Annotated in this window: 12 protein-coding genes and 1 tRNA gene; 8 read left to right on the top strand and 5 right to left on the bottom strand. The window is 51.7% G+C overall.

The window, feature by feature from the left end:
- Positions 1 to 74: 74 nt before the first annotated feature.
- Positions 75 to 1346 (bottom strand): MFS transporter, encoded by a 1272-nt coding sequence (locus GCE01_RS11205; RefSeq protein ID WP_099212926.1) that lies wholly within the window; start codon positions 1344 to 1346, stop codon positions 75 to 77.
- 395 nt (positions 1347 to 1741) lie between these two features.
- On the opposite strand from GCE01_RS11205, the gene rfaE1 reads away from it, so the two are divergent.
- The 3 genes from rfaE1 to GCE01_RS11190 all read left to right on the top strand — a co-directional run bounded on the left by rfaE1 (position 1742) and on the right by GCE01_RS11190 (position 5711).
- Positions 1742 to 3172, top strand: a complete 1431-nt coding sequence (gene rfaE1 / locus GCE01_RS11200) for a D-glycero-beta-D-manno-heptose-7-phosphate kinase (RefSeq protein ID WP_099212925.1) — start codon at positions 1742 to 1744, stop codon at positions 3170 to 3172.
- Positions 3173 to 3394: 222 nt separating this feature from the next.
- Complete coding sequence (locus GCE01_RS11195; RefSeq protein WP_099212924.1) at positions 3395 to 4216, top strand: SDR family NAD(P)-dependent oxidoreductase; 822 nt, start codon at positions 3395 to 3397, stop codon at positions 4214 to 4216.
- A gap of 91 nt (positions 4217 to 4307) precedes the next feature.
- Positions 4308 to 5711 (top strand): DUF2252 domain-containing protein, encoded by a 1404-nt coding sequence (locus GCE01_RS11190; RefSeq protein WP_099212923.1) that lies wholly within the window; start codon positions 4308 to 4310, stop codon positions 5709 to 5711.
- A gap of 9 nt (positions 5712 to 5720) precedes the next feature.
- On the opposite strand, the gene GCE01_RS11185 is transcribed toward GCE01_RS11190, so the two are convergent.
- Positions 5721 to 6179 carry a hypothetical protein gene (locus GCE01_RS11185; RefSeq protein ID WP_099212922.1) on the bottom strand — a complete coding sequence of 153 codons (459 nt, stop codon included), beginning with the start codon at positions 6177 to 6179 and terminating at the stop codon, positions 5721 to 5723.
- A gap of 105 nt (positions 6180 to 6284) precedes the next feature.
- On the opposite strand from GCE01_RS11185, the gene purU reads away from it, so the two are divergent.
- The gene (gene purU, locus GCE01_RS11180) at positions 6285 to 7163 is read left to right on the top strand and encodes a formyltetrahydrofolate deformylase (protein WP_086633890.1); all 879 of its coding nucleotides are present in this window, start codon (positions 6285 to 6287) and stop codon (positions 7161 to 7163) included.
- Between the two features lie 25 nt (positions 7164 to 7188).
- On the opposite strand, the gene GCE01_RS11175 is transcribed toward purU, so the two are convergent.
- The 3 genes from GCE01_RS11175 to GCE01_RS11165 form a co-directional block, all read right to left on the bottom strand.
- Complete coding sequence (locus tag GCE01_RS11175) at positions 7189 to 8055, bottom strand: DNA/RNA non-specific endonuclease (protein ID WP_086633889.1); 867 nt, start codon at positions 8053 to 8055, stop codon at positions 7189 to 7191.
- A gap of 65 nt (positions 8056 to 8120) precedes the next feature.
- A tRNA-Leu gene (locus GCE01_RS11170) sits at positions 8121 to 8205 on the bottom strand.
- 105 nt (positions 8206 to 8310) lie between these two features.
- Positions 8311 to 9093, bottom strand: coding sequence for a class I SAM-dependent methyltransferase (locus tag GCE01_RS11165; protein WP_099212921.1), 783 nt, complete (start codon positions 9091 to 9093; stop codon positions 8311 to 8313).
- 168 nt (positions 9094 to 9261) lie between these two features.
- On the opposite strand from GCE01_RS11165, the gene ypfJ reads away from it, so the two are divergent.
- The 4 genes from ypfJ (at position 9262) to GCE01_RS11145 (ending at position 12299) form a co-directional block, all read left to right on the top strand.
- Positions 9262 to 10119, top strand: a complete 858-nt coding sequence (ypfJ, locus tag GCE01_RS11160; RefSeq protein ID WP_099212920.1) for a KPN_02809 family neutral zinc metallopeptidase — start codon at positions 9262 to 9264, stop codon at positions 10117 to 10119.
- Between the two features lie 155 nt (positions 10120 to 10274).
- Positions 10275 to 10793 (top strand): hypothetical protein, encoded by a 519-nt coding sequence (locus tag GCE01_RS11155; RefSeq protein WP_099212919.1) that lies wholly within the window; start codon positions 10275 to 10277, stop codon positions 10791 to 10793.
- Complete coding sequence (locus GCE01_RS11150; protein WP_099212918.1) at positions 10793 to 11689, top strand: cytochrome-c peroxidase; 897 nt, start codon at positions 10793 to 10795, stop codon at positions 11687 to 11689. Before GCE01_RS11155 ends, GCE01_RS11150 begins: the two co-directional genes overlap by 1 nt.
- A 151-nt stretch (positions 11690 to 11840) precedes the next feature.
- Entirely contained in the window at positions 11841 to 12299 is a 459-nt protein-coding gene (locus GCE01_RS11145) for a c-type cytochrome (RefSeq protein ID WP_099212917.1), read from the top strand.
- Positions 12300 to 12336: the final 37 nt, after the last annotated feature.

The raw sequence follows: 12336 nt of genomic DNA, 5'->3' as shown, positions 1-12336 counted from the left end.
GCTGCTGTCATCGTCGCGATTGTCTGGGCCTCATTAGCTCGCGTGCTTGAATCCCGACGATAACAGATTTCTCCCTAGGCCTTTTCGGGTGAAAACCAAAGACCAACACCACCAATCAGCGCCGTGAATGCAACGTAAATAGCGGGCGCAACTGGCGTATGAGGCGTCAGGGCTGAAATGATTGCGGGTGTGAGGCCACCAAAGATTGCGTAGGAAATATTATAGGACAGAGACAGGCCGGAAAAGCGAACCTGAGCCGGAAATGCGCGCAGCATCCCAATAGGAACGAGCCCGACAAACCCACAGCAAAGCCCACTCAATGCGGCCCAAGGCACGAGCGTGCCTGAGAACAACGGAAAGAGCGCGTAAAGCCCGAAACCTCCTAAAGCAAGCATGAGACCGCAGGCCACGCTTAGCGCTCTGAGAGAGAAAACGTCTGTTAGCGCGCTCACCAGAACTACTGAAACTGTGAGGCAAAACGTCGCGGCAAGGCTCGCCAGCATGGTTTGGGAAGGTGACACATGATGGAGCGTCTGCATCAGCGGAGGCATCATGAGAACAAGCACTACAATGGCTGCTGTTAATGTCCATGTCGTCATCATTGAGCAAAGAATGGCGCGGCGATGGTCACGTAACAAAAGCTTTGCGGGCATGCCCTCGGCAGTTTTAGCCGTCGCATGCATCTCCCGGAATACAGGGGTTTCTTCTAGCCAACGCCGAAGGAACATCGCTCCAAAGCCGAAAACACCGCCCAGAATGAAAGGAATACGCCAACCCCAGTTTGACACCACATCAGGCGCCAAGACTGCATGCAGCAATAGAATGACGATGGACCCAAGAAGGATTCCGCCCGTCAGCCCTCCGGTGAGAAGGCCCGTGGCCAGACCAACACGGCGGCTGGAAGCATGCTCGGAGACGAACACCCAACCTCCAGGGGCTTCTCCACCAATTGCCGCACCCTGCATGATACGCAGGATAAGCAATGTGAGCGGAGCCATGATGCCAAGTGTCTGGTAGCCAGGCAGCAACCCCATCAACAAGGTCGGGAACGCCATCAGGAGCACGCTGAGCGTAAAGACCTTTTTTCTTCCTGCGACATCTCCAAAATGGGCCATAATAAGCCCACCTACAGGACGTGCCAGATAGCCGGCTCCAAAAAGGCCGAATGCCTCCGCCTGTCGCAACCATTCAGCCTGACTGTCCGGGAAGAAGTGCGCGGCAATCAGCTTTGCAAGGAACGCAAAAATAACAAAATCATAGAACTCCAGTGCCCCTCCCAGCGAAGCAAGAGCTAAAATCCGAAGCTGAGATAAACTGAGAGGCGAAGCTGCCGGGTTAGACGACATGAAGAAGTGTTTCCTGCGCACGGAAAGGTTTCAGCAGAGAGGCTGGAACAAAAGGATTGGATCTTATAATCGCGCTTGTTTCAAACCGTCCATGTTTTTTGGAATAATATACCATACAAAAACCGAAAGTTTGCACTTTCAGTCTCTATAACCTTCCATTTTACCTTGAAGCGAGCGGCATTTTAGCAAGGATGGCTAGGTTATACCGATCATTCCTCTGTCCATAGGATCAGAAGGAACACGCAGCAGGTGCATCTAGACCGTTCGTTGAAAACGGGTAAGATAGCTCTCAAGGTTTTTGAGGCAACAAACTCTAGTAATCAAACGACAGGAACAGCATTTCGAAGATTTTTTAGAAAATTTTCTAAGGAGTATTCAAATGCGATGTAAATGACATGATAGAAAACTTTGATTTTGGTCGTCTCACGGTTATCGGCGATATTCTTCTCGACCAATACATTGTTGGAACAGTAAATCGCATTTCGCCTGAAGCACCTGTTCCTGTCCTGTTGCGCTCAAAGCATTCTGTTGTCCCTGGTGGAGCCGCCAATGTGGCTGTCAACGCTGCCTCTCTGGGGTGTACTGTCAATCTTGTTGGTGTCGTCGGGCCGGACGCCAATGCTGATATCCTACGGACAATTCTGGGAAAACATAAAAGCATTAACGTCAGCGGGTTAGTTGAAGAGCCTGAATGGTCTACCATTTCTAAAACCCGCGTTCTGAGCGGCCAACAGCAGATCGTCCGCATTGATGAGGAAGAGGTAACGGGCTTTACCAAGCAAACTCGGCAAAGGCTGATCTCCAATGCACAGGTCGCGATCGATAACTCGGACGTTCTTGTCTGTTCAGACTATGCCAAAGGTGTACTGGCTGATGACGTTCTTGAAGCAATCATAAGGTATGCACGCGGAAAAAATATTCCTGTTATCGTAGATCCGAAACGCAAAGATTTCACGGCCTATTCGGGGGCGACCTTGGTTACCCCGAACCGTACCGAAGCGGCCCTTGCTACCAACCTCCCCGTAAATACGGATGAAGAAGTTCTCAAGGTGGCCGCGACACTCTCCGAACAATTCGGCGGAGATGTTCTTCTTACGCGTTCTGAAAAGGGCATGACACTCTGGCAGAGAAACGGCCACGTTCATCATGAGGCTGCCCACCAATTAGAGGTATATGACGTTTCAGGTGCAGGAGATACCGTTCTCGCAACAGTGGCGAGCATGCTCTCGGCTGGTCAGGACCTTGATACAGCGGTGATGGTCGCAACCGTTGCTGCCTCCATAGTCGTCAGAAAATTGGGTACTGCGGCGATTTCGCGAGAAGAGCTGAGCCAGCAACTCCTTAAAGACGTTCCAGAGGCCGGGTTGCTGGCGTCTTGGGAGAGCGCGGCGCGAACTGTCGAAAACTGGCGCAAACATGGGGCTTCTGTCGTTTTTACAAATGGATGTTTCGACCTTCTCCACCCCGGACATATCGCTTTGATCAAAGGCGCGGCCGCCGAGGGCGATAAGCTCATCGTCGCGATCAACAGCGATGCGTCCGTCAAGAGACTCAAAGGCGAGGCACGCCCCGTTCAAAATGAAATCGCACGCTCAACAGTGATCGGTGCATTACGGGACGTCGACATGGTTGTGATTTTCGATGAGGATACGCCTCTGGACATCATAAGAGCATTAAAGCCGAATGTTGTCGTAAAGGGTGCCGACTACACGGAGGATGCTGTTGTTGGAGGCGATTTCGTAAAGGAACATGGTGGCCGGGTAGCTTTGGTCGATATTGTCAATGGACACTCGACGACGAGCATCGTTAAAAAAATAAGTAATTGAAATTATTATTTTATGAAATATACACCAAATTACCTGAATAACGTTACAATAAGGCAGATAAAATCTTTCTGCAGGAGACCATCTCGAAAGTAAAATTAATTTATTTCAGAATATGCCTGATCCCTCTAGATTTAATTTATGGGAAATAGGAGTATGAGTATCGTCGCTTTCAAATTCTTCTCGCCTGACGTTTTCTCCATGCTCACAACGATTGTTTCCTAGATGCCTTTCAAGTCACACTGCAGGCCGGTCTCCGCCTCTAAAACCATCGTTCTTACGGGCGCGTCTGGAGGCATCGGGACGATCGTTACCCAAAAACTGTTGGACCAAGGGCACGTTGTCGTCGCGCTGTCCCGCACCGCCCCGGATATATCGCATGAGGCACTGACACATATCCGATACGATGCTGTGAACTTGCACGATATAGGTCAGATCAATAAGAAAATTTCGGAAAAATTTTCTCATATTGACGTTTTACTTCATTGCGCCGCAGTCATAAATCCAAGCACGATAGAAAATTCCCCACCAGAAGATATAATCCGGCAAATATCGATTAACCTGACTGCGCCCATTACTCTGACGTCTCTTCTACTGCCAAAAATTCCGGCTGGTGGGCGGATCATTCTGGTAAACTCAATGGCTGCAACAATTCCTTTGGCCGGAAGTAGTGTCTACGGCGCCACAAAGGCAGGATTGCGTAACTTTGCATTATCATTAGCTCAGGAAGTGCGTTCCAAGGGTATTTCTGTTTCCTCTATCTTCCCGGGCGCTGTGGAAACCGGGATGCTACGCCAGGAAATGGAAAACGGTGGCTCGGTTCTCAATTTCGTTAGTGATCCCGCGAAGCCAGAAGACGTTGCGTGTGAAATTCTGAAGCTCATTCGCAAACCAAAACTGGAGCGTTTTCTTCCGACACTCGACGGAATTTTCGGTGGCCTTTGCCTGCTGATGCCTACGCTCCTGCGTCTTAGCATGCCAGCGCTCACGTTCTTTGGAAAACGGGGCTTTCAGAAGTTTCTCCGGAAACAGACAAGCCAGCAGTAACTCGGGCAACCTTCACACCGGAGCCGAAAGCTCGACCTCCTGACCCTACAATCCGTCTCTCAAAACTGATCTATAGGAAGGCAGAATATCCATGCAGAATACGTCGCCAAAGATAACTGCTCATGCCTCTGATCTTTTGACGCGCAAAGAAAGCCATTGTCAGGGGGCCAAGCTTAGAAAGAAAATTCCGCGTGGAGCTCATGCCGAGTGGAGTTCTCCTTCGACCCGGCAAAGCCCTGTAAGCCTTCTATCTCAACAGGGTAAGGACCGGATCCCGTCTCTTTTGCCTGTGCGCTATGACCGAATGAAGGTGTCTCCCTTCACGTTCCTCCGCGGCGCAGCGATTGTTATGGCTCAAGACCTCGCATCAACCCCAGCATCCGGCATTGATGTTCAGTCTTGTGGAGACTGCCATCTTGCTAATTTCGGCAGTTATTCGTCTCCGGAAGGCGTGCCAGTCTTTGATATCAATGATTTTGATGAAACCCTGAAGGCGCCATTCGAATGGGATATCAAGCGCCTGGGAACGTCTCTGGTTCTTGCAGGTCAGGAAAATGGGTTATCCAGCAAGGCGGCCAGAGATCTAGCCGCCAATATGTCCCTTTCATATTGCGAGCAAATGACGCGGCTAGCCGCGATGACCCCACTTCAGATCTGGTCAGAGCGAATTGACCTGACCGCTGCTATTGCCGGCTTCGACGATCAGAAAGTTCGGGCCCGCGCCGAAAAACTTTTGTCCGACCGGTTGGAAGCGGCGAAGGGGCATTTCGGCCTGATCGCCAGCGACGGAAAAAATCCCTCCTTCAAAGAAAAGCCACCGCTCGTCATGCGGCTGCCAGAGCAGGAAGAAACCATTCGTCTTGCCTTCAACCGATACGTTGAAACGCAGCCGTTAGAACGCGCCATTCTGCTACGTCGCTACACCCTTAAAGACGTTATTTTCAAGGTAGTCGGGATCGGAAGCGTCGGAACATTCTGCGCGATCGGACTGTTCTCAACTGCCGATGGTGAAACTATGCTCCTGCAGATCAAGGAAGCTCAGGTTTCCGTTCTACAGGCTGATACGCGGACCTCACCATTCGCCAATCAGGGCGAACGTGTCGTAACAGGCCAAAGGATCATGCAGGCTGTCTCTGACACCTTCCTCGGATGGACGCACAGTAACGCCTCGACCTCCAGTGACACACCAGATCTATCCGGAAGCGGACGGCAGTTTTACGTTCGTCGCGTGAAAGACAGCCGATTAGCGGCAATTGGTTCAGACGTTGCTCAGGATGGTTTGGCGGACTACGCAAAATTATGCGGTCGTACGTTAGCTAGAGCCCATGCACGCTCTGGAAATGTCAGTATGATCTCTGGATATCTGGGCAAAGGAGCTTCGTTTGCTGCGGCCGTAGCGGAGTTCTCTGAGACATATGCGGACCAGACTCACAAGGACTGGAAGACGTTTTGTTCAGCTCTGGAAAGAAGTGAACTTAGTCAAAAATCTGCCTAAAGATACGCATTATGGTATGGTCCAGACCGAATTTGTCGTCTTCACGTCGAACTTTCGGACTTTCCCGGTGCTGGGGTCTAGGTGACATTCCCATGTGAATGTCACCCACTCAATCGGGTTGGTCTTCGTCTGATATTGTCCTCGCCCTTGTATCAGAGACGCGTTGATCACTCTCTGGCTCTCAGGCTTGTCGTCTTGAAGAAAAAAGCGACTACTTGAACTTCCCAGCCTTACGAGTGCACGTCTGGCAGCAGACTGACAGAGATAGGTTGTCATAAGCCATGCCGTTCCTTGCGTCGCCACGGCATTCCTCTCTTGAGGATCACGAATAGAGGCGATCTGACGCGAAATAAGTTTTTGCTCTGCGGGTGACGGAGCAGCCTCTTTCTGGGCGGCCGCGGTTGCAGTCCCGGACAAAGCAACGAAGAACAGAAACGATCCCGCTAGCAGATAATCATAGATTTTCATAAAGTCCCCTGCACCGTGCTTTGCTTGTCTCTGATCCCAAGCGTATAGGGTGGGACTAAGCCGTCACCCTGCCAAGTAGCAACTCAACCCTGGACCCCGCCTTTCATGATCCGTCAGTCATCTACGCTTACAACGTTCGTAGTCACCCTAAGCTGCCCTAACCGACCTGGCATTGTAGCGGCAATCAGCCAGCGCCTTTACGAACTTGGTGCCAACATCACGGAAGCACAGCAGTTTGATGACACAGGCAGTACGCAGTTCTTCATGCGAATTGTTTTCGATGTGGCAAAAGAGGCGTTATCCGAAACCCAGTTGAAAACAGAATTTTCCCGTCTGGCGGAAAATTTCTCAATGGACTGGCAAATTAGTGACATTTCAAAGCGCCAGAAAGTTCTTCTTTTTGTGTCCCGCTTTGATCATTGCCTTGTGGACCTTCTCTATCGCTGGCGTATCGGTGAACTACAGATAGATCCGGTGGGAATCATCTCCAATCATGCTCGGGAAACCTATGCTGATCTGGATTTCCATGGTGTTCCATTTCACCATCTTCCCATTACCAAAGATACCAAGGCGGAACAGGAACAGCGCATCTGGACTGTTTTTCAGGAGAGCGGGGCTGAACTGGCTGTTCTGGCGCGATATATGCAGGTGCTTTCCAACGAAATGGCCACCCGCCTTTCTGGACGTTGCATCAACATTCACCATTCCTTTCTACCAGGCTTCAAAGGCGCTCGCCCCTATCATCAGGCGTTCAGCCGTGGCGTAAAGCTTATTGGTGCAACGGCCCATTATGTCACCAGCGATCTGGATGAAGGACCGATCATCGAGCAGGACGTTGAGCGGATCTCTCACGCTGACGACCCGGAAGACCTGATCCGTAAGGGACGTGATATCGAGCGTCGCGTGCTCGCTCGCGCTGTACGGTATCACATAGAGCGGCGAGCCATTCTGAATGGAAACAAGACGATTGTTTTCACACCCTGAGCGAGACGACGGCCGACCAAGGCGCTTATTGAACAAGCGCCTTGACGAGAGCCTTGATCGCCTTCTGTGCCGCTTTGGACCCCCACTCCTTAAGTAGCCTGTTGCTACGAGGACGTTTGGAAAGTGCATAAGGACTTTCCCTGATGGGCGGCATGCCTACAACCTGTTCCTTCATGGATTGTGGAAGAGCAGGAAACGGGTCCACGTTCACGAGCTGCATTAAAAGTGCAACGGCTATGATCTTACAGGTTGGCTTGCGAGTATTCAGGCACACATAGGCGCCCGTCCCGTTGGAAGCAGGATCGTATATGGCTTTCCATGTCACAGCGGGAACCGGAATACGCCCTCTTCCAATCTTTGCCGTGTGCTCGGGATCGTATCCTGGGCCGGTAACGACGAATATTTCGCCTTCCTGACGTGCCCACCCTCTGACAGCGCTTTCAACACCTTCCCAAGGTCCACGGTTCAACTCACCCGTTTGGGGAACAATATTGGACAGCAGGAAAGACTGCTGCTGAGACGCAAGACCCGGCTCATTACCGCTCGGTGTCATATGTCCCCGGTCATAGCCTGAGGCTCTGTAGTCGGTCAGTGATGCACGCATTGAGGCGGGCAGCCTCATATCAGGGAAGAATTTTCCTTGCCGGTTCGTGTCATCGGCAATTTCAAGATTTTCTTCGGTCAGGTCTTCAGCAGACCAGAGCGGACCCTTTGTCGCTTCTGAAACCAGAACGGCATAATGGTCATTACAGAGCTGAACAGTGCCTGAGCGCGCGGTCTCTGACAGAAGTGCGGGGGGAACGCCTTTGGCAAATAAGGCCGGGCATGAAGCCGCATGTGCGGGACATGCGGCAACCAGAAACCCGACGAAACCAAGCGGAAGATATTTCAACGCCCCTCACAGACCTAAAGCCAGACAATCTTGCCTGCTGGAACAACGAGGATATTGAAAATGACTGGTACGGGCAGAGGGACTTGAACCCCCACAGCTTGCGCCACCAGAACCTAAATCTGGCGTGTCTACCAATTCCACCATGCCCGCAGACTGTGAAGTGGGTCTAGACGATCTCCACGGCTCTTGCAATGGCTATCAACGACCTAAATGACTGAAAAATCACACCTCACAGAAAGAAAATGATTTTAGGAGTTAATTTCCAACCTTCTGGAATTTCAGAACAAAATTGTCCCCTTCCCCGATGGCGGCATATTTGGCGCGATCAACCTGGCCCAGAGCGTATGTGGGAGGAAGGGTCCAGATCCCTTTGGGCCACTGTGCCGTATCCCGGGGATTGGCGTTGATTTCGGAGCTTCCAACAAGCTTGAAACCCGCCTTTTCAATCATCTGAATAGCGTAGGCCTGTCTCACATAGCCATCTTTTGCCTGCGGGTCCTGCGGAGCGCTGGTGTTCCCGCGATGGTCTTCAATACCCAGAATACCGCCAGGCTTCAGCACTTTGTGGATTGCCTCCAGCATCTGCGGGGCATTTCCAGCTTCCATCCAGTTGTGCATATTCCGGAATGTCATGACGAGATCCGCACTGTCTGCCGGTGCGAAATTCAAATTCTCTGCATCAAAACGAGTGGTTTTGACGGCTCCGTAGATATCCGGATGCGTCGCCTGAAGCTTGGCAATACTCTGCTTTTTGATATCTGCCGGCCCGAGAGCAACCGTATAAGTGCCTTGATCATGAAGATACGGCGCGAGAATTTGGGTCCAGTACCCTCCCGCAGGCCAGATCTCTACGACATTGGACGTAGGAGTTATCCCGAAAAACTGCAGCTCTTCCAGCGGGTGCCGAACACTGTCACGGGCGACGAAGGCCGGCGTTCGCTCTGAAAGTTTGAGAGCTTGATCCAAACTTGGGCCAGCCAATGCTGGCGTGGCTGTCAAACATGACAAGGCCAACAGAAAACCGGATCTCGACAGCATGATAATGACTCCTGTTGCAGATGTCATGACTGTGACACGAGGTTGTAGAGGCTGTCTTCACACTTCTTCGAAGCCTGGTGCCCAAACGGTGCTTTACAATCGCGAAATCTGATAAAGGATAATTTAACAATCATCCCATCCGGGAAACGGCAACAGGGCAAAGCACACATGCGTCTCGACGACCAACGGGAAAGCACCAACATTGATGATCGACGCGGTTCCGGAGGCGGAGGACGCGGCCCTTTGAGGATCGGAGGGATTGGCGGTGTCATCCTTGTCATAGGGGCGCTGTACTTCGGCGTAGACCCCCGTGTAGTCCTGAGCCTTTTGGAAAACGGACCGACAGCAAATACACCGGCGGCCACCCAAACCCAGGCAGCAAAAGACGACCCCGGCAGAAAATTCATCGCCCGTATTCTAGGCTCAACCGAAGATGTCTGGAGCAGCACCTTTCAGCAAATGGGCCGAACCTATCATGATCCCGGTCTGGTTCTCTTTTCTGGCGGGACACAATCTGGCTGCGGTTATGCACAAACGTCCGTAGGCCCGTTCTATTGCCCTGCCGACCATAAGGTCTATCTGGATCTGCAGTTCTTTCAGGAATTGCAGGACCGTCTGGGAGCAAGTGGTGACTTTGCCAAGGCGTACGTCGTGGCTCATGAAGTCGGGCACCATGTCCAGAATGAGCTGGGCATTATGCAGCAGGTCAATCAACAGGGCAGCGCTGCCCAAAAAGGGGCGAATGGCCTTTCTGTCCGTGTTGAGTTGCAGGCGGACTGTTTCGCAGGGGTCTGGGCCAAGCGCGCGAACGATACCCGCCACTTCCTTGAGACGGGAGATATTGAAGAGGGCATGAACGCAGCCTCAGCCGTTGGTGACGATCGCCTGGAGCGCAAAGCTCAAGGTTATGTTGTCCCGGACAGCTTCACCCACGGGACATCTGCCCAAAGAGTCGCGTGGTTTAAGCGCGGGCTGGAAAGCGGCGATATCAAACGCTGCGATACGTTTAACGCCCCCGCGCTCTAATTTTTCTGGCCTCAGGGTATGGCGAACTCAAATGTGCCTGCTATACCAGGAGGCCAGACATCTGACACGTTTCGATGCCGTCATACCTCTGGAAAATTTCCATATTCTGGTGCTTCAATAGGCGCATCTTAAAGCGTCTGCTGGAAACCATGACCATGAAGCACATCCTGCCCAGTGTTCTCTCCCTAGCCCTGCTTTGTAGCGCCGGTACAGCACTGGCCGAACCTGCATCTTGTGCGCCTGGAACGACCTCGTTACCTGCTGGGTATGAGGGCTGGAGCAACCCCACTCCTTTGACCGCAGCCACAGACAAAACTGGTCTTTCTACAAGTCATCTAACACTCAATCACGCGTCTGCCGTTCATCTGGCACACACTCCCGACATTCACTTCCTGCAGAGGCCCGCTGAACCAGGCGGAAGCGTCAGCTATGGAGGGATGATTGCTTTCGAAGCTCCCAAATCGGGAACTTATCGCATCATGCTGCCAAACAAGACGTGGATTGACGTTCTTGGACAGGGGACACCAGTCGTTTCGACGCATCATCAACATGGTCCCGACTGTTCGGGTATCCGCAAAATGATAGATTTTCAGCTACCAGCTGGGCAATACACGCTTCAACTTGCAGGAAGCGGTCTGCAGGATATGCCCGTCATGGTGTCTGCCTTGCCGTGATGCGCTATCCCATAATGCTGTTTCTGGGCTTTCTTACGACTGGAGCAGCATTTCCTGCGATAGCCGCGAATATTTCCCCAAATGGTGCGAAAATCGAACTGGGGCACAGACTTTTCTATGACGCGGACCTCTCTCGTGACGGAAGCATGTCGTGTGCAACCTGTCATGAACAGCGTCATGCCTTCTCAGATGGGAACCCGACCCATCCGGGAGTAACAGATGAGGACGGAATCCGGAATGTTCCACCCTTAGCGAATGTCGGGCAATTTCATACGCTCACTTGGATCAACCAACACGTTACAACACTTGAAGATCAGTTCTTTATTCCGCTGAGTGGCCATCACCCAGTGGAAATGGGCATGACAGACATGCCCGAGCTCGCTCGTCGGCTCTCCGCAAACCCTTGCTATCGCGTTCTGTTTTCAAAAGCCTTTCCTCAAAAAAATATTCCGATTGATGCCCGTTCTGTAGCCCAGGCCGTGTCGGCCTTCGAGCGAGAGTTAATTTCCGATAAGTCACCGTGGGATCTTGGGCTGTCCGGGGCGACGCAGTCACAAACAAACGGAAAAAAGATATTCTTTGGCAAGGGAAAGTGCAGCTCATGTCACCAACCACCCCTATTCACTGATCAGGAATTCCATGCACTGTCGACATCTTATTCCGAACCCATCAGGACGCCTTCTCTTCGGAATGTCGAAGTAACCGCTCCTTATTTGCATGATGGTTCTGCCCCCACTCTCAGAGACGCTATTCTGGCGCATCCGAAAGGCACGCTGCTTTCGCAAAACGAACTGATAGATCTGGCCGCGTATCTTAAGCTGTTGACGGATCAGAATTTTCTTTCTGATGCCAGCTTGGGGTTGCCATCTGAAGAATGCCCAATAAGCACGCAATAATCAGTTCTGGATAACGTAGCTAATCTGCACACACGTCATACAAATCCGATCGCGCTTTTCAATTGAACCGGAGCGATGGCTTGGTACGAAGCCTCGATACTGATACATCGTTGGTCTCCGCTCCACTCAGATGATCTGTCGGGAACCATTCATGACCAAACTTACAGCTCTTGTTATAGGACTTCTGTTCGGGTCTACATCGATAGCTTACGCAGAAGATGGTCAGGCTCTCTACAGCAGCAAGTGCAGCGTATGCCATCAGGCCGCTGGAATTGGATCGCCAGGGCAGTTTCCTCCCCTAAGCGGAAGAGTTGGAAAAATCGCCTCGTCTCCTGAAGGAAAGGCTTATCTGAAAGACGTTCTTCTGAATGGCCTGCATGGCGCGATTGACGTCTCAGACGAGACATACGTGGGCTTTATGCCGTCTTTCAATTCGCTGACAGACAGCCAGATTGCCGCGGTTCTTACGTATGTCTCGTCCCTGAATACGCCTGGAAAGGCCCCAGCTTTTTCTGAAGATGAAATCAAGGCTTCCCGTAGCACTCCAAAAAAAGCGAAAGAAATCGTTTCGGAACGAGCAGCGCTCAATGCCATCCACCCACTCCCATAAAAACTCATTTTTAGAGAGCCAAAGCTATTTTCTGTGA

Origin of the sequence: Gluconobacter cerinus, from assembly GCF_002723935.1 — a bacterium.
Lineage (GTDB): Bacteria > Pseudomonadota > Alphaproteobacteria > Acetobacterales > Acetobacteraceae > Gluconobacter > Gluconobacter cerinus.
This window is presented reverse-complemented; position numbering and strand designations above follow the sequence as displayed.